At 70.4% G+C, this 16,847-nt stretch carries 13 protein-coding genes and 1 pseudogene; 10 read left to right on the top strand and 4 right to left on the bottom strand.

Annotated features, from left to right (window positions below; genetic code table 11):
* Positions 1-191: 191 nt before the first annotated feature.
* Positions 192-2,936, bottom strand: a complete 2,745-nt coding sequence (locus tag ACFVQ0_RS14420; RefSeq protein ID WP_390087876.1) for a SulP family inorganic anion transporter — start codon at positions 2,934-2,936, stop codon at positions 192-194.
* 294 nt (positions 2,937-3,230) lie between these two features.
* Here ACFVQ0_RS14420 and ACFVQ0_RS14415 point away from each other — a divergent pair, with 294 nt between their 5' ends.
* A complete protein-coding gene (locus tag ACFVQ0_RS14415) occupies positions 3,231-4,601 on the top strand; it encodes a hypothetical protein (RefSeq protein ID WP_390087874.1) in 1,371 nt (456 codons plus the stop codon).
* Between the two features lie 107 nt (positions 4,602-4,708).
* Here the strand turns inward: ACFVQ0_RS14415 and ACFVQ0_RS14410 are convergent, their stop codons facing one another.
* Entirely contained in the window at positions 4,709-5,704 is a 996-nt protein-coding gene (locus tag ACFVQ0_RS14410; RefSeq protein WP_390087873.1) for an ATP-binding protein, read from the bottom strand.
* Between the two features lie 102 nt (positions 5,705-5,806).
* Here ACFVQ0_RS14410 and ACFVQ0_RS14405 point away from each other — a divergent pair, with 102 nt between their 5' ends.
* A complete protein-coding gene (locus tag ACFVQ0_RS14405; RefSeq protein ID WP_390087871.1) occupies positions 5,807-6,631 on the top strand; it encodes an oxidoreductase in 825 nt (274 codons plus the stop codon).
* A 477-nt stretch (positions 6,632-7,108) separates the two neighbouring features.
* On the opposite strand, the gene ACFVQ0_RS14400 is transcribed toward ACFVQ0_RS14405, so the two are convergent.
* Entirely contained in the window at positions 7,109-7,948 is an 840-nt protein-coding gene (locus ACFVQ0_RS14400) for an HAD family hydrolase (protein ID WP_390087870.1), read from the bottom strand.
* Positions 7,949-8,513: 565 nt separating this feature from the next.
* Here ACFVQ0_RS14400 and ssd point away from each other — a divergent pair.
* From ssd to ACFVQ0_RS14365, 7 genes and pseudogenes are all read left to right on the top strand, one after another.
* Positions 8,514-9,575 carry a septum site-determining protein Ssd gene (gene ssd, locus ACFVQ0_RS14395; RefSeq protein WP_390087869.1) on the top strand — a complete coding sequence of 354 codons (1,062 nt, stop codon included), beginning with the start codon at positions 8,514-8,516 and terminating at the stop codon, positions 9,573-9,575.
* The gene (locus tag ACFVQ0_RS14390; protein ID WP_390087867.1) at positions 9,572-10,720 is read left to right on the top strand and encodes a TadA family conjugal transfer-associated ATPase; all 1,149 of its coding nucleotides are present in this window, start codon (positions 9,572-9,574) and stop codon (positions 10,718-10,720) included. The genes ssd and ACFVQ0_RS14390 overlap by 4 nt, the downstream gene beginning before the upstream one ends.
* Before the next feature lie 35 nt (positions 10,721-10,755).
* Positions 10,756-11,613, top strand: a complete 858-nt coding sequence (locus tag ACFVQ0_RS14385; RefSeq protein WP_390088828.1) for a type II secretion system F family protein — start codon at positions 10,756-10,758, stop codon at positions 11,611-11,613.
* Positions 11,610-12,461 carry a type II secretion system F family protein gene (locus tag ACFVQ0_RS14380; protein WP_390087865.1) on the top strand — a complete coding sequence of 284 codons (852 nt, stop codon included), beginning with the start codon at positions 11,610-11,612 and terminating at the stop codon, positions 12,459-12,461. Before ACFVQ0_RS14385 ends, ACFVQ0_RS14380 begins: the two co-directional genes overlap by 4 nt.
* 67 nt (positions 12,462-12,528) lie before the next feature.
* Complete coding sequence (locus tag ACFVQ0_RS14375; protein ID WP_390087863.1) at positions 12,529-12,729, top strand: DUF4244 domain-containing protein; 201 nt, start codon at positions 12,529-12,531, stop codon at positions 12,727-12,729.
* Positions 12,730-12,814: 85 nt separating this feature from the next.
* The gene (locus ACFVQ0_RS14370; RefSeq protein WP_390087861.1) at positions 12,815-13,144 is read left to right on the top strand and encodes a TadE family type IV pilus minor pilin; all 330 of its coding nucleotides are present in this window, start codon (positions 12,815-12,817) and stop codon (positions 13,142-13,144) included.
* Positions 13,144-13,521: pseudogene (locus ACFVQ0_RS14365) on the top strand (Rv3654c family TadE-like protein); the annotation flags it as partial. The gene ACFVQ0_RS14370 and the pseudogene ACFVQ0_RS14365, both read left to right, overlap by 1 nt.
* A gap of 31 nt (positions 13,522-13,552) precedes the next feature.
* Here ACFVQ0_RS14365 and ACFVQ0_RS14360 read toward each other — a convergent pair.
* Positions 13,553-16,159, bottom strand: a complete 2,607-nt coding sequence (locus ACFVQ0_RS14360; RefSeq protein WP_390087859.1) for a DEAD/DEAH box helicase — start codon at positions 16,157-16,159, stop codon at positions 13,553-13,555.
* Between the two features lie 78 nt (positions 16,160-16,237).
* Here ACFVQ0_RS14360 and ACFVQ0_RS14355 point away from each other — a divergent pair, with 78 nt between their 5' ends.
* Positions 16,238-16,591, top strand: a complete 354-nt coding sequence (locus ACFVQ0_RS14355) for an STAS domain-containing protein (RefSeq protein WP_024493792.1) — start codon at positions 16,238-16,240, stop codon at positions 16,589-16,591.
* The last annotated feature ends 256 nt before the right edge of the window (positions 16,592-16,847 follow it).

Genomic DNA, 16,847 nt, shown 5'->3' with positions numbered 1-16,847 from the left:
TCATCAGGCCAAAGGCCGGGTGACAAGTGTCTGCCAGGAATTGGTTTAGACCTGTGTTTCGTGTATGGAGGCACGGTCCCGCCCCCGCGGCGGGGTGGAGCAGAATGCCGGGGTGCCGTGCGGTGGTGCAGGGTGCACGGCGCTGCGGAGGCGGGACCCACACGGTCTCACGGACCCGAGGTGTACCCGGTTCAGGCGCCGGTACGCGCCAACTCGGCCGGTTCATAGGGATCGTACGGGGCAGAGGGGCCGACCCGGTCGAATACCTCGTCGAGCCCATGACCCGCGCCGATTCCCTCGGTCAGCAGATACGACTGGGCCTCAGCCACGTGGAAGTACATGCCGTGCAGCTGGAGCGTGCCTTCCGCGAGGCGTCGGGCCACCGATCCGTGGGCCCGCAGATGGTCCAGCTGCTGGACGACATTGGTGAGGCAGAGCTGTTCCACCTCATCGGCGGGGAGGCGGCCGGAGATCCGGGCCCAGGCGTGTCGCTTGGAGCCCATCCGCTTCAGGCTGGGCACGCCGTGCCGCAGCCAGCGCCACAGAGGCGTGTTCGGGGTCTCGGGCCCCGCACCGAGCAACGCGTTCATCGCGCCGCAGCCGGAGTGCCCGCAGATGGTGATGGACTCCACGCCCAGCACATCCACCGCGTACTCGATCGCCGCGCCCACCGAGTCGTCACCTCTCTCGGCATGCGGCGGCGGCACCAGATTTCCGATGTTCCGTACGGTGAACAGGTCACCCGGACCACTTGCCGTGATCATGCTCGTCACCAGACGGGAGTCCGCGCAGGTGATGAACAGCTGCGAGGGGCGCTGGCCCTCCCTGGCCAGCCTTGCCAGCTCCTCGCGAACCAGGGGTGCGGTATTGCGCTGGAACGAGCTGAGGCCGCTGACCAGCCGCTGCCCGCCGGTCCGGCGTGCTGGGGCAGCGTCGTGATCGGGTGTGAAGTCGGCCGGAAGAGCGGCTGGTGGTTGGGGGCCTGGGGTCTGGGCGCCCGGGTGCTGGGTGCCTCCGAGGGGCAGCCGGCCGGGGGCGGCTTCGGTGATGTCTGTGCCGTCTGCGCCGTCCGACGGGAGCGGGGTGAGGGCGGGGCCGGGGTGGAGCGGCATCGGGTGGAGCGGTGCCGGGCTGTCCGTCGCGCCCGGGACGGAGGAGGGGGCGGAGGCGGGGGCGGTGATCGTTCCGGTCGGTTCGGTCGGCCCGGCGGACGAGGTGAGCCCGGTGGACGAGGTGAGTCCGGCGGAGTCGGGCCGGTCGTGGCAGTGGTGGTTGCGCCAGGGTGTCCAGGGGCGGCAGCAGGAGTGCGCCGCGGAAGGGGGCTCGGCGATCCGGCCACCGGACCTGCCGGCGAAGACGACCCGGCCGCCGTGGGCGGCGTGGGCATTGCTCCAGTCCTGGATCATCTCGTACGCCGCGTGATCGATGAAGAAGCCGTCCAGCTCGACGAGCACGTCCGCGTCCTGGGGCAGCTGGCCCAGGGTCCGGTTGAGCCGCGGCACCGCGAGGAACGTCAACTGTCCCCGTACGACGACCAGATGCCGGCCGTCCTGCTCGGTCACGGTGATCCTGGTCCGCGCCAGTCGGTGCAGGGCGACCGCCACCGCCACCGCGATCCCGATGGCCACGCCCTTGAGGACGCCGAAGAGCAGTACTCCGCTGATCGTCGCCCCGTACACCAGGAATTCGCGGTGCTTGTGGACGTTACGGATGTGCACGAAGTTCACCATCTGGATGCCGACCACCATCACGAGCGCGCCGAGGGCGGCCAGCGGGATCCACTCCAGCGCGGTGACCAGCAGTCCGGTGGCGAGCAGCACCCAGACACCGTGCAGCACGGTGGAGGCGCGACTGGTCGCCCCGGCCCGTACATTCGCCGAACTGCGCACCGCGCCGCCGGAGACCGCCAGGCCGCCCAGTAGCCCCGACACCGTGTTGGCGATGCCCTGTGCGCGTAGTTCCCGGTCGAGGTCGGAGCGCTTCGGAGGGGGCGGGGCCGTCGGGCCCGATCCGGGCTCGGGAAGATCGGCCGACCGTTCGCTGTTCCGGTCCGCGGCCAGCTTGTCCACGGCGACAGCGGCGAGAAGAGACTCCAGGCTGGCCACCAGCATCATGGTGAACACGGCTGTGGCCAGGCCGAGTACAGGCCCCTGTGGCATTTCGGGCAGGGCGTGCGAACGCCAGGACGGCAGATCGACGCGGGCGATCGAGGGGGCCGCGAAGGCCGCCACAGCGGTGGCGACGGCCACGGACACCAGCGCCGCCGGAACCCGTCGCATGATGCGGCCGGGCCGCCCCGGCATCCGGGGCCACAGCACCAGAATCACCACGGTCAGACCGCCGATCAGCGGTGCGGCCGGGACGACCTGTTCCAATCGGGCCGGCAGTGTGAGCGCGTTGGAGACGGCCGAGCTCTCCGGTGAACCGCCCAGCACGATGTGCAGCTGAGCGAGCGCGATGGCCACGCCGATACCGGCGAGCGTGCCGTGCACGATGGCCGGGCTGACGGCGAGCGCACTGCGGGCGGCACGCAGCGAACCCAGCAGGATCTGCAGCAGACCCGCGCCGATGGTGACCGCGCAGGTGGTGCGCCAGCCGTAGACCTGGATGAACTCGGCGGTCACCACGGTCAGTCCGGCGGACGGCCCGGAGACCTGGAGCGGGGTGCCACCGAGCAGACCGGCGACGATTCCGCCGACTGCGGCGGAGATGAGGCCGGCTTCCAGTGGGGCATCCATGGCGACGGCCAGGCCGAGCGACATGGGGATGGCGAGAAGGAAGACAGTGATCGATGCGGACACGTCGGCGCCCGCGATACGGAATCGTCCGCCGCGATGCGGCGGTGGCGGGCTGTGAGGTCGCTTGATCCCCGATGAACGGGGAGGTCGCGAGCTGCGGGATGAATGGTCATGACGAGTGGGGACGCAGGCAGACATGTTTCCCGTCTCCTCCGGGGCAGCGCGGTCGCGGAAATGTGGGACGCGGCCGTGGGTCACGGCGTGCAGCGGCGGGATATCTCAACTCTCGGTAAACAGATCGTAATGGAGAGTAAAGATCTGTGTCCATGATTGAGGGCAAATGGTCTATCTAACCACCCATTCCAGTGAATAGGCAGCTTTTCATTCGGCCTGTCGCACGGATTTGTGTGCGACGCGTGCGAGTTTGACCGCGCCATGTCGGCACTTCAGCGCAATCAAACCTGCACGGAAGAGAAGGAAGAGGGTGGGCGGATGATGGCCGCCACGAAGAGGATCGCTCTGGGCGCCATGGCCGTTGCGCTGGTCGCGGGAGTGGCCGGCTGCTCCGGGGCGCCCCACGGTTCGGGCACGTCCGGGCCCGGCACGGCGAACGGGGCGGCAGGCGGCGCAGCCGCCGGCGGTTCCGCGAACGGTGCGGCCGGGGCGAAGAAGAAGGCCGAGGCTCCCAAGAGTGTGTTCCGCCTCATCGGCGACGGCTCCACCTCCTTCACCGGAGCCCAGCCGAAGCAGCCCGCCGCTCAGCGACTGGCCCCCGGTCAGAAGCCGCCGCAGTTCGTGGTGTTCTCGTGGGACGGAGCGGGGGAGGACAGCCAGCAGCTCTTCTCGCACTTCCGGGACGTGGGCAAGAAGTACGACGCGACCATGTCGTACTTCCTCAGCGGCGTGTACCTGCTGCCCGAGGCGAAGCGGAAGCTCTACGACCCGCCCAAGCACAACGCCGGCAGCTCCGACATCGGCTTCAACGACACCAAGGGAATCCGGGACACCCTCACGCAGGTCCGCGGTGCCTGGCTGGACGGCAACGAGATCGGCACCCACTTCAACGGCCACTTCTGCGGCAAGGACGGGGGCGTCGGCACCTGGTCCGTTGCCGAGTGGAAGAGCGAGATCAACCAGGCGAAGTCCTTCGTGAAGGGCTGGAAGTCGAACGATCCTGAGCTCAAGGGCATGAAGCCGCTGCCCTTCGACTACGACAAGGAGCTCATCGGCGGTCGCACTCCCTGCCTGGAGGGGCAGAAGAACATGGTGGCGGCCGCCCGCTCGATGGGCTTCCGCTACGACTCCAGCGGTGTCAACGACCAGGTCTGGCCGAAGAAGAAGAGCGGCATCTGGGACCTCTCGATGCAGCTCGTCCCGGTGCCGGGACGTGAGTTCGAGACCCTGTCGATGGACTACAACTTCATGTTCAACCAGTCCGGTACGACGCAGGGCGACCCGGACCAGCACGAGTACTGGGGCAACCAGATGCGGGACGGGCTGCTCCAGGCCTTCGACCGCTCGTACGACGGAAACCGTGCCCCGCTGATCATCGGTAACCACTTCGAATCCTGGAACGGTGGCACGTACATGCGCGCCATCGAGGAGACGATCAAGACCGTCTGCACCAAGGAAGGCGTGCGCTGCGTGTCCTTCAAGCAGCTGGCGGACTGGCTGGACGCGCAGGATCCGGCGACGCTCGCGAAGCTCGGAACGCTCAAGGTCGGCGAGGCACCCACGAAGAGCTGGACGTCCTTCCTCGGCGGGACCGCGAGCCCGGCCAAGGACAAGTCCGCCGCGAAGGAGCCGGCCGCGAAGGACTCCGCCCCGAAGGCGTCCGCTGTGAAGGACTCCGCCGAGCACTGATGAGCGAGGCCTGCCGGTGCCGGACGGACCGGAATCTGCCCGTCCGGCACCGGCAGGCCATTTCTGGGGGTGCCCGTACCGGTATTGGTCAGGGCGGCGCCGTCCGGTCAGGCGGGCTGGGCCGCCCCGGCCCGGACGTGGTGCTCGGCGAGCACGAATGCGGGGTCCACCTGGGCGGCCAGGTCGGCCCCCGTCTTCTCGTTGCCCCAGCTCTCCGCGTTCTTCAGATGGAAGTGCACCATCTGTCGCGTGTAGCGCTCCCAGTCGCGTTGTCCGTACGAGTCTTCCGCGGCGTTCTGCAGAGCCTGCAGCGCCATCCGGTTGTCCGCCTCCAGCAGTTCGAACCGGGCGGGGCGGCCCTTCTCCATGGATCGCACCCAGTCGGAATGGCCGACAGTGACCAGCAGATCGTCGCCGACCTCGGCCCGCAGGAACTCAAGGTCGTCCTCGGCCTGCACCTTGTTGCCGACGACCTTCAGCGCGACCCCGAAATCACGCGCGTACTCCTTGTACTGCCGGTAGACCGAGACCCCCTTGCGTGTCGGTTCCGCGACCAGGAACGTCATGTCGAAGCGGGTGAACATCCCCGAGGCGAAGGAGTCCGAGCCGGCGGTCATGTCGACGACGACGTACTCCTCCGGGCCGTCGACGAGATGGTTGAGGCAGAGCTCGACCGCGCCGACCTTGGAGTGGTAACAGGCCACACCCAGATCCGATTCGGTGAACGGCCCGGTGGCCATCAGCCGAATGTCCCCGTCGTCGAGCCCGACCGTGCGGGCGCACGCGTCGTAGATCGGGTTGTCCTCGTCCACGCGGAGCAGCCGTGAGCCCTCGCCGGGCGGCGTGGTCTTGATCATCGTCTCGACGGAAGCGATGCGGGGGTTGCTGCCGCGCAGATACTCCTTGATCAGAGGCAGCTGCGCTCCCATGGCGGGCAGCGCTGCGGCCTCCTCCTCGTCGAGGCCGAGCGCGGCCCCGAGGTGCTGGTTGATGTCGGCGTCCACCGCGACGACGTGGGCCTCATTGGCGGCAAGGTGGCGGATGAAGAGCGAGGACAGCGTGGTCTTGCCGCTGCCGCCCTTCCCTACGAAAGCGATCTTCATGTTCACCTAGGGTAGTGGCTCGATTGCTATCTGTTGTCACACTTCGTGAAGAAGGCCACTCCGGGGCAGTAGGTGTGCAGGGGGCGCGTAGCCTCGCTACTTATGAGTACGACTTCCTCGGACCCGCTCGCCACCCTGGCCACGCTCCCGGGCGTGACGGATGCGGTGGACTCCGTACGCAAGGCTGTCGACCGCGTTTACGGCCACCGCGTCATGCGGCGCCGCAGTAACGAGGTCACCTCGGAGGCGGCCCTGCGGGGAGCCCGCGGGTCGGCCGCGCTCTCCGGCGCCGACTGGAACCTGGAAGAGGTGCGTCGGCGTACCGACTTCACCGGGGACAGCGAAGCGCGTGTGGTCGGGGCGGCTCTGCGGTTGACCGCCGAGGCGGGGCAGCTGCTCTCCATCTGGCGGCAGTCGCCGTTGCGCGTACTGGCGAGGCTGCATCTGGTGGCGGCCGGCGGCGCGGCACCCGAGGATGCCGTCGGGCGGCCCCGGCTGGCGGGCGAGCCCGTGGACGAGCCGCTGATCGAAGCGCCGCTGCCCGGCGCCGATGAGGTGGCGGGCCGACTGGAAGGGCTCAGCGGGCTCATTCTTTCGGGGAGTGAAGCACCTGCGCTGGTGATGGCCTCGGTCGTGCACGGTGAGCTGCTGGCCCTGCGCCCCTTCGGTTCGTACAACGGTCTGGTCGCGCGTACCGCCGAGCGGATCGTACTGATCGGGAGCGGGCTCGACCCCAAGTCGATCTGTCCTGCAGAGGTCGGCCATGCCGGGCAGGGGCGGGCGGCCTACGTAGCGGCTTTCGAGGGGTATCTGTCCGGAACGCCGGAAGGTATGGCGGCCTGGATCACGCACTGCGGGCGCGCGGCGGAACTGGGCGCCAGGGAATCTACGGCGGTCTGTGAAGCACTGCAGCGAGGCGCCGCGTAAGGGGCCCCAGCAGTCGCGTCGCGTGGGCGGCTGCGTGAGTGGCGGGGTGCCTGGGGGTTCTCGGCGGCTCTGCTGCCCGGCGGTTCCGACGCCCGGCAGGCCGGGGTTGCCCGGTGGCGCCTGGTGAAATGGGTTGCGGCGGTACCGTCCTAGGTACCGCCGCTGGCATGTCCACCCAGTTACCAAGCGTCCTCGATATATGCCCATCAGGTCGGGTACTTTGCCCGTCCCTGGTGCGGCTGGCCCGTAATCGACGGGTCGACGTCGCGTGGGTGCCCGGTTTTCATGCGCGGTCCGTGGGGCCTTGTCTGCGTTACAGGTCATCCTCACGGATGTCCTTGGTCTCGCGGGCCGTTGAGTCCTTTGTACTCCTGGGGCCGAGCGAGCGGTAGTGGTGGCGGCACTTCTTTACTTTTGGGTTCAATTACGGACGAGTTGGTTCAATTGGGCGTGCGGTTCAGTCGGGGGCGGGCTGTACTACGCGGACGCCGCAGCGGTGCGCCGGCGGGCGGTGTACCAGACGACTCCGGCGGTGAGGGCGGCCGCGCCCACAGCGGCCGCGGCCAGGAGCGCAGGGCGCGGCGGCAGTGAGAAAGCGGGCAGCCGCTGCTTGAGGCGGACGGGGCGGTCGAAGACGAGAATCGGCCACTCGCGGAGGGTCGCCTCGCGGCGCAGGGCGCGGTCGGGATTCACCGCGTGCGGATGGCCGACCGATTCCAGCATCGGCACATCGGTCGCGGAGTCGCTGTAGGCGTAGCAGCGCGCGAGGTCGTAGCCCTCGGACAGGGCGAGAGCCTTGATGGCCTCCGCCTTCGTCGGCCCGTACGCGTAGTACTCGACCTCGCCCGTGAAGCACCCGTCGTCACCGACGACCATGCGCGTGGCGACAACGCGATCGGCGCCGAGCAGCTCACCGATCGGTTCGACGACCTCGGCGCCGGAGGTCGAGACGATCACCACGTCGCGTCCCGCGGTGTGGTGTTCCTCGATGAGCGTCGCCGCTTCGTCGTAGATGATCGGGTCGATCAGATCGTGCAGGGTCTCGGCGACAATTTCCTTCACGTGCTGGACGTTCCAGCCTTTGCAGAGGGCTGACAGATACTCGCGCATCCGCTCCATCTGATCGTGATCCGCGCCCCCGGCAAGGAACACGAACTGTGCGTATGCAGTGCGCAGTACGGCACGGCGGTTGATCAGCCCGCCTTGGTAGAAGGACTTGCTGAAGGTCAGTGTCGAAGACTTCGCAATGACCGTCTTGTCCAGGTCAAAGAAGGCTGCTGTGCGCGGCAAGAAGCAGTTTTCCACAAGGCAGAGCATAGGGGCCCGCCATTCGGCGTAAACTCCGGCGCGTGGGTTTGCCTGAGAAGGTGCTCGGGTACACCATGGAAGTCACGGATCGTTCGCGACCGTGCTAACCCGGTCCGGCTCCTCCCCCCCCGAGTCGGCCGTGGGGACGACCCCCGCTCTCCCCCCCGGCGGGGGTCGTCGCATGTCCGGACGTATTTCTGCCGCTCGGGATCACGCATTTCTCCTCCTTCTCGGCCGTTGTGGCCGGCCGTCGCGCTGAACTCACATCAGCATGCATCGTCACGTTGTGTGATGGAAGGGCTGCTCTCGGAAGTCGCCGGTTCGAGCGACGGAGATATTCACAACGGCAGAGTTGTCCACAGTTTTTGAGCAAGATCCACACGATTTCCTGAAGCGCTGCACCGTGATTCCACCCGCGAAGTCCGCGGGTTCCGGAATCACCGTTCTCGGAACATGCCGAGATCACCGCGCACCGCGGTGAAGGTGAGTGAAGAAGGGGGCTGGGAGCGTGGCTGAATCCAGCGCACGGGATCGTTTGAAGGCAGTCGGTCCGAGGCGCGGCGGACCCCTGATCGTGACCGAGGATGTGGATCTGCTCGACGATCTGCTGAGGCTGTGCGCTGCCGCCGGCGCGGAGCCCGAGGTCCACCACACGTTGCCGGACCGGCGAGGGGGCTGGGAGCGGGCCCCCATGGTTCTCGTCGGTGACGACGCGGCGCAGCGCTGCCTGGGAGCGGCTCGCAGGCGGGGCGTGATGCTGGTCGGCCGCGACCGGGACGCGCCCGATGTCTGGCGCCGAGCCGTGGAGATCGGGGCCGAGTACGTGCTGCGGCTGCCCGATTCGGAGAACTGGCTGGTCGATCAGATCGCCAACGCGACCGAAGGCGTCGGCAGGCCGGCGCTCACCGTCGGGGTGATCGGCGGCCGGGGCGGCGCCGGTGCGTCCACGCTGGCCTGCGCGCTGGCGGTGACCGCGGCGCGGAGCGGGCGGCGGACCCTGCTGATCGACGGTGATCCGCTGGGCGGCGGCATCGACGTGCTGCTCGGCGGCGAACGGGCAGAGGGTATGCGGTGGCCTGATTTCGCTCATTCCAAGGGGCGGGTCGGCGGCGGGGCCCTGGAGGAGTCGCTGCCCGCGCTGCACGGGCTGCGGGTGCTCAGCTGGGGCCGCGACGACTGGGTGGTCATCCCGCCGGAGGCGATGCAGGCGGTCCTGGCCGCCGCGCGGAGGCTCGGCGGAGTGGTGGTCGTCGATCTGCCGCGCCGTGTCGACGAGGCGGCGGCCGAGGCCCTTGCCCAACTGGATCTCGGGCTTGTGGTGGTACCGGGGGAGCTGCGGGCGGTCGCGGCGGCGAAACGCGTGGCGTCGATGGCGGGGATGGTCCTCGACGACCTTCGGGTGGTGGCGCGCGGGCCGTACGCGTCGGGCCTCGACGAACAGTGGGTGGCGCACGCCATGGGGTTGCCCCTTGCCGGTGAACTCCCCATGGTGCACGGGCTGCTGGCGGAACAGGACGCGGGGGAGCCGCCCGGCGGGAACGCCCGCGGACCGCTTGCCAGGTTCTGTTCGGCCTTCTGGGACCGGGCGCTCGCAGGTGAGGGCGTCGTCGGCCCGGCCGCTGGGGGTGCCTCATGACCGAGGCCCTGCTCGATGCCGTCCGGCAGCGGCTGGCGCAGAGCGGAGCGGCGCCGACCCCGGCCGGGGTCGCGGCCGCGCTGCGGGCGCAGGGGCGGCTGCTCGGCGACACCGAAGTGCTCTGTGCGGCGGATGAGTTGCGGGGTGAGCTGGTCGGGACCGGGGTCCTGGAGCCGCTCCTCGCGGATCCGGCGGTCACCGATGTACTGGTGTCCGCGGCCGACCGGGTGTGGGTGGACCGTGGGCGCGGGCTCGAACTGACCGGGGTGACCTTCACCGACGCGGCGGCGGTGCGCAGGCTCGCGCAGAGGCTCGCCGCCGTGGCCGGGCGGCGGCTGGACGATGCCAGGCCGTGGGTGGACGCGCGGCTTCCGGACGGGACCCGGATGCACGCGGTGCTGCCGCCGGTGTCCGTCGGATCGACCTGCCTGTCGTTGCGGGTGGTCCGGCCCAAGGCCTTCTCGCTGGGTGAGTTGGTCGCGGCGGGGACGGTTCCCCCTGGCGGCGAACGGGTGTTGCGGGCGCTGGTGGAGGCCCGGGTCTCCTACCTCATCAGCGGGGGAACGGGGGCGGGGAAGACGACGCTCCTCGCGAGCCTGCTGGGTGTGGTGGGTGAGCGGGAGCGGATCGTGCTCGCCGAGGACTCCGCCGAGTTGCGTCCGGACCACCCCCATGTCGTCCGGCTGGAATCGCGTCCTGCCAACCAGGAGGGTGCCGGGCGGGTGACGCTCCGGGACCTGGTGCGACAGGCCCTGCGCATGCGGCCCGACCGGCTGGTGGTCGGGGAGGTCCGGGGTGCGGAGGTAACGGAGTTGCTGGCCGCGCTGAATACCGGCCATGAGGGTGGCTCAGGGACGCTTCACGCGAACGCGGCCGAGCATGTCCCGGCCCGGCTGGAGGCGTTGGGGACGGCGGCGGGGCTGGACCGAACAGCGCTTCACAGCCAGTTGGCGGCGGCGTTGTCCGTGGTGGTCCATCTCGTACGGGACCGGGCCGGGCGGCGTCGGATCGCCGAGATCCACGTGCTGGAGCGCGATGCGGCGGGGCTGGTGGTGACCGTGCCGGCACTGCGGTGGGGCGCTGCCGGGTTCGAACGGGAGCGGGGCTGGGAGCGGTTGCGGTCGTTGATCGGGGGTGCGCTGTGACCGCTGGCACGGAGTTGGGGATCCCGGAGGTGGGGATGCCGGCGGCGGTGCACGCGGCGGCCCTGTGCGCGGGAGCGGCGGCCTGGCTGATGGTGGCCGGCCGGGAGCAAGGAAGGCGGCGGACAAGGGCGTTGCTGGGCGTTGGGACCGGCGAATCGCACCTTGCGGAGCACTGGGAGAGCGGCCGGAGACGGCTCCAGATGTGGCTGGGTGGGCGGCGCGAGCTGCTGTGCCTGCCGGTGGCTCTGGTTCTGGGGATCGTCGGTGAGTCGGTGCTGCCAATGGCGGCCGGGGCCGTCGCGGTGCCGTTGGCGCGGCGATGGCTGCGGAGGAGGGAGTCGCGCAAGGACCGGGAGCGCCGGGCCGACGGGGTGGTGACGCTGTGCGGTGCGGTGGTGGGTGAGCTGAGGGCCGGTCGTGAGCCGGGGCAGGCGCTACTCGTCGCGGTCCGCGGAACGGGTGTGATGGGTGAGGCCGAGGCGGGGGTGTCGGCGGCGGCGCAGTTCGGGGGCGACGTCCCGGGAGCGCTGAGGCAGGCCGCGTGCGAACCGGGGCTGGACGGGCTCGCCGGAGTCGCCGCGTGCTGGCGGGTGGCGGTGGACGGCGGGGCCGGACTCGCGGCCGGATTGGACCGGCTGGAGGGCTCGTTGCGGGCCGAGCGGCGTCGCAGGGAGGAGCTGCGGGCCCAACTGGCCGGGGCCTGGTCGACGGTCGTGGTGCTGGCTGTCCTGCCCGTGCTGGGCATGGGGCTCGGAGGCGCGCTCGGCGCAGACCCGTTGAAGGTGCTGCTGCACAGTACGGCCGGGCTGGTGTGCCTGGTGCTGGGCGGTCTGCTGGAAACGGCCGGTCTGCTCTGGTCCGGCCGGATCGTCCGGGCGGGGGAAGCGCTGTGAGCGCCGGGTTCGGTGGCGTCATCCATCAGGTGTGGGTGGTCGGGGCGGTGGCCTGGGTGTGCACCCAGTCGGCGCTTGCCCTGACCCGTCGGCGGACCGGGCGGCGGGTGCGGCGCAGGGGAGCGGTGATCCTTGCGGTGGATGAGCAGGGGTCGGTGCACCCTCGCGTCGGGACCGATGCTGTCGGCCGGCTGTCGCGGTGGATCGGCCGACGGATGGCGGGTGCCTCGGCCGTGCAGTGGGCGGCGGTGCTGGGTGTCGTGCCGGCGGGCTGGGTTCTGGTGGGAGGCCTGTGGGGCTGGGCCGTTGGCCTGGCCGGGGGGTACGGCGCCTGGCGGTGGCAGCGGCAGGCGCACCGGGCTCGGGCGGTCAAGGCGCCGCATGCCCAGGAGACGGTGAATGCCGCAGAGGTCGTACGCCGGCTTCCGCTGGCCGCGGATCTGTTGGCGGCCTGCATCTCCGTCGGGGCCGGTCCGCGAGAGGCGGCAGAGGCGGTGGGGGAGTCGCTGGGCGGGCCGGTCGGTGAGCAACTTGCCCGTACGGCGGCGGAGATCCGGCTCGGTGGGGACCCAGCCGTCGCCTGGGGGAGGTTCGGGGAGATACCGGGTGCCGCCGCGCTGGCCCGCTGTCTGGACCGGGCGGCCGAGACCGGAGCTCCGGCGGCGGAGCCGGTTTCCAGGCTGGCCGAGGCGATGCGGGCGGAGCGGTCGAGTGCGGCGGTGGCGCGTGCCCAGAGGGCCGGCGTCCTGATCACCGCGCCCGTCGGGCTCTGCTTCCTTCCCGCATTTCTCGTGGTGGGGGTGGCGCCTGTGGTGATCGGTCTGGCGACGGGGCTGCTGGATCACTGAAGCGCCCAAAAACGCTAATGGCATTAATAGATCAATTCGGCTGTAAAGCTATCTCACGGGGGTTGGAATGAGGCAGAAACTGATGGTTTGGGTGCGGAGTCTGATGCGCGCGACCCGGACGGACAGGGGTATGACGACGTCCGAATACGCGGTGGGGACCATCGCCGCCTGTGCGTTCGCCGCGGTGCTCTACAAGGTGGTCACCAGTGCACCGGTCATGGCGCAGTTGCAGTCATTGCTGAAGGGCGCCCTTGATGCGAAGTTCTGAGAGCGCCGCAGCGGTGTTGGCGGGGCCTCGGGGGCGATCCGGGGAGCAATCCGGTCCGGTGGAGCCGTGGAGCGACAGAGGAGCGGTGACGGCGGAGGCCGCCATGGCGATTCCGGTGCTGGCGGTGTTCACCCTCGCCCTGGTGTGGGCGCTGATGGCGGCATCGGCTCAGATCCGCTGCGTGGACGCGGCAAGGGCCGGTGCGCGGGCGGCGGCCCGCTCGGAGCCGGAGGCGAGGGTGCGGGAGGCTGCCCTCTCGTCGGCGCCGGACCGGGCGGGGGTCGAGGTGCGACGGGACGGGGAGCTGTGGCGGGTCAGGGTGACCGCGCCGACCCCGGGCCCCGGGCGGCTGGCCGTCACGCTGGGAGCGGAGGCTGTGGCGTCGGCCGAGGACATGGTGGGGGTGACGCCGTGATGCGGGTGGGGCGGCGGTGGGTACCGGGCGAGCGGCTGCGGGGGCTGTGCGGGCGCTACAGGCGTTACGGGCGGCGGGACCGGGGGCTGGCCACGGTGTGGGCGGCTGTGGCCACGGTGACGCTGTGCACGGTGTTCGCCGCGGTGCTGGCGCTCGGGCAGGTGGTGGTGGCCCGGCACCGGGCCGGAGGCGCGGCCGACCTGGCGGCCCTGGCAGCTGCGGACCGGGCCCTGGACGGAGCGGCCGAGGCGTGCCGGGCCGCCCGGCAGGTTGCCGGAGCGCAGGGGGCGGAGGTGGTGCGGTGCGCCGTGCGGGGGGAGATCGCGGATGTGGCGGCCCGGGTGCGCGTCGGGCCCTACGCACCGGAGGTCAGGTCCCGGGCAGGGCCGGCGACGGCGCCACCTGTGGCTACCGTCCCGTCGGAGGCTCGGGCCGGTCCGGTGGGTCGGGCGAGTGCGGCGGCTCCGGGGAGCCCTGGGACTCCACCGATGGCCCCGACGGCTTCGGCGAGTCCGGCGATTGCCGTGGCTCCGGGGAGTCCGGAGGGGCGTGGGGCTCTGGCTGGTCCGGAGGCGCGGATCGGAGGAGTTCGGTGAGCAGGCGCACGGCGCCGCGCTTATGCAGGGGTTCGTTGCCGTTGCCGCACTTCGGGGACTGGATGCAGGACGGGCAGCCCGCGTCGCACTCGCAGGACGAGATGGCCTGCCGGGTGGCCGTCAGCCAGCCGTGCGCGGTGTGGAAGGCCCGTTCGGAGAACCCGGCGCCTCCTGGGTGGCCGTCGTACACGAAGACCGTCGGCAGCAGGGTGTCCGGATGCAGCGGTACGGATACGCCGCCGATGTCCCAGCGGTCGCAGGTGGCGAAGAGCGGCAGCATCCCGATCGACGCGTGCTCGGCGGCGTGCAGCGCGCCGCCCAGGATCTCCGGGTTGATCCGGGCGGCGTCGAGCTGGTCCTGGGTGACCGTCCACCACACGGCGCGGGTGCGCAGGGTGCGGGGCGGGAGGTCGAGTTTGGTCTCGCCCAGTACCTCCCCGCTGATCAGTTTGCGGCGCAGGAAGGAGACGACCTGGTTGGTGACTTCCACGGAGCCGTAGCAGAGGCGCCCGTCGCCCCACGGGATTTCGGTGTCGGTCTCCAGGACGGCGATGGCGGTGGTGTCGCGCGCGGTCGTCGAGTACGGCGGGTTCGCCTCCTCGACCAGGGCCGCCGAGTCGTCGAGGTCCAGTTTCCGGACCAGGTAGGTGCGGCCCTGGTGGAGGTGGACGGCGCCCTCGTGGACGGCGGTGTGGGCGGCGGACTCGTCGACGGTGCCCAGCAGCCGTCCGGTGCCCTCCTCGACGATCTGGACGGGGCGGCCGCCCTCGCCCCGGATGTCGGTGAGGTCCGCGGCCCGTTCGCGCCGGGTCCAGTGCCAGCCCGAGGACCGTTTGCGGAGCAGCTTCGCGGCTTCCAGCTGCGGCAGCAGGTCTGTGGAGGCGGGGCCGAAGAGTGCCAGATCGGCCTCGGTGAGGGGCAGCTCCGCGGCGGCGGCGCACAGATGGGGGGCCAGGACGTACGGATTGTCCGGATCGAGGACGGTCGACTCCACGGGCTGCTGGAACAGCGCCTCCGGGTGGTGGACGAGGAAGGTGTCCAGCGGGTCGTCGCGGGCCACCAGGATGGCGAGGGCGCCCTGACCCGCCCGGCCCGCGCGGCCGGCCTGCTGCCACAGCGAAGCCCTCGTACCCGGGTAGCCCGCGATGATGACGGCGTCCAGGCCGGAGACGTCGATACCGAGTTCGAGGGCGGTCGTGGCGGCCAGGCCGAGCAGCTGTCCGGAGTGCAGAGCGCGTTCCAGGGCGCGGCGTTCCTCGGGGAGGTATCCCCCGCGGTAGGCGGCGACGCGGGCGGGAAGGGAGCGGTCGACCTCAGCGAGGCGTTCCTTGGCGATGACGGAGATGAGCTCGGCGCCGCGCCGGGACCGTACGAAGGCGACCGAGCGCACGCCCTGCACGGTCAGGTCGGTGAGCAGGTCCGCGGTCTCGGCCGTGGCGGTGCGGCGTACGGGAGCGCCCTTCTCACCGTGCAGCTCGGTCAGGGGTGGCTCCCACAGGGCGAAGACGAGTTCGCCGCGCGGGGAGGCGTCATCGGCGACCTCGACGACCCGGAGGCCGGTGAGGCGGCCCGCGGAGGCCGAGGGCTCCGCGGCGGTGGCGGAGGCCAGCAGGAACACGGGATCGGCGCCGTAGCGGGCGCACAGACGGCGTAGCCGGCGTACCACCTGGGCGACGTGCGAGCCGAAGACACCTCGGTAGGTGTGGCACTCATCGATGACGACATAGCGCAGGGCGCGGAGGAAGGAGGACCAGCGGGGATGGGACGGGAGTATCCCCCGGTGCAGCATGTCCGGGTTGGTGAGGACGTAGTTGGCGTACTGGCGTACCCATTCGCGTTCCTCGACGGGGGTGTCGCCGTCGTAGACCGCGGGACGGATCCCGTTGCCCAGCGGAGCCGCGAGCGCCTTGACTGAGCGCCTCTGATCGGCGGCCAGGGCCTTGGTGGGGGCGAGGTAGAGAGCGGTCGCACCACGGCCGTTGGGAGCCTCGGAGCCGTCCAGGAGGGCGCTGAGGACCGGGGCGAGGTAGGCCAGCGACTTGCCGGACGCGGTGCCGGTGGCGATGACGACCGACTCGCCGTCCAGAGCGTGCTCCGCCGCGGCCGCCTGATGGGCCCAGGGATGATCGATTCCGGCCCGCTGGATGGCGGCGATCACTTCTGGACGGATGCGATCGGGCCAGATGGCATGGGTTCCCGTACGCGGGGGCAGGTGCTCCGTATGAGTGATGCGCGCGGCCCGGCCCGCCCCTGCGGCGAGCCGGTCGAGGACCACGTCCGGAGAGGGGCGGAAGCCCCCGCTCTCGGGCGGTCGACTGGGGCGGTGATTCTTGGCCATCGGCACCGAGTGTGTCACTGGCGAGGCGGACAATGGCCCCAAGGCGTCGTGCATGGCAGCTGGTAAGTGATTGAATGCCATCGCGGCTGGCGATCCGTCCCCTGGCTCCGCCGGGGAGACCGAGGGGCGACCGCTCGATAGCAAGGTGCTGGAGGATCCGTGGACCTGTCCTTGTCGACTCGCAATGTGTCCGGCCCTGGTGGCGACCGTACGGTCGTCGAGGTCGGTGGCGAGATTGATGTGTATACCGCGCCCAAGCTGCGCGAGCAGTTGGTCGAGTTGGTGAATGACGGCAGCTACCACTTGGTTGTCGACATGGAAGGCGTCGACTTTCTCGACTCCACCGGCCTCGGCGTGCTCGTGGGCGGCTTGAAGCGTGTGCGGGCCCATGAGGGCTCGTTGCGCCTGGTCTGCAACCAGGAGCGCATTCTCAAGATTTTCAGGATCACCGGTCTCACCAAGGTGTTCCCGATTCACAACACGGTCGACGAGGCCGTCGAGGCAACCGACTGACGGTACGGCTCGCGGTCGGACCGGCTCAAGGGCCGGTCCGGCGGTAGCGGGCGTAGCCGTGGCAGGTGTCGCCGCGATGGCTCCGGAGGACGACGGCCGGGGCCGTGGCGGCCGCTCGGGCGGCCTGTCGGCAGTCGATGATTCGGCTGTCCGACGCCCGTTCGGCATCGGTTCCGACGTCGGCACCGGCATCGGTACGAGGCCGGTCTGTCACCCGTTCGGCGGTCGTCGGCTGATCTATTTTTCCGGGCTGTTC

Source organism: Streptomyces sp. NPDC057900 (assembly GCF_042887885.1).
Taxonomy (GTDB): Bacteria; Actinomycetota; Actinomycetes; order Streptomycetales; family Streptomycetaceae; genus Streptomyces.
This window is presented reverse-complemented; position numbering and strand designations above follow the sequence as displayed.

Bases quoted from the DNA above. Each gene is read 5' to 3' on its own strand.
- ACFVQ0_RS14420 (WP_390087876.1), bottom strand. From the start codon at position 2,936: ATGTCTGCCTGCGTCCCCACTCGTCATGACCATTCATCCCGCAGCTCG.
- ACFVQ0_RS14415 (WP_390087874.1), top strand. From the start codon at position 3,231: ATGATGGCCGCCACGAAGAGGATCGCTCTGGGCGCCATGGCCGTTGCG.
- ACFVQ0_RS14410 (WP_390087873.1), bottom strand. From the start codon at position 5,704: ATGAAGATCGCTTTCGTAGGGAAGGGCGGCAGCGGCAAGACCACGCTG.
- ACFVQ0_RS14405 (WP_390087871.1), top strand. From the start codon at position 5,807: ATGAGTACGACTTCCTCGGACCCGCTCGCCACCCTGGCCACGCTCCCG.
- ACFVQ0_RS14400 (WP_390087870.1), bottom strand. From the start codon at position 7,948: ATGCTCTGCCTTGTGGAAAACTGCTTCTTGCCGCGCACAGCAGCCTTC.
- ACFVQ0_RS14390 (WP_390087867.1), top strand. From the start codon at position 9,572: ATGACCGAGGCCCTGCTCGATGCCGTCCGGCAGCGGCTGGCGCAGAGC.
- ACFVQ0_RS14385 (WP_390088828.1), top strand. From the start codon at position 10,756: ATGCCGGCGGCGGTGCACGCGGCGGCCCTGTGCGCGGGAGCGGCGGCC.
- ACFVQ0_RS14375 (WP_390087863.1), top strand. From the start codon at position 12,529: ATGAGGCAGAAACTGATGGTTTGGGTGCGGAGTCTGATGCGCGCGACC.
- ACFVQ0_RS14360 (WP_390087859.1), bottom strand. From the start codon at position 16,159: ATGGCATTCAATCACTTACCAGCTGCCATGCACGACGCCTTGGGGCCA.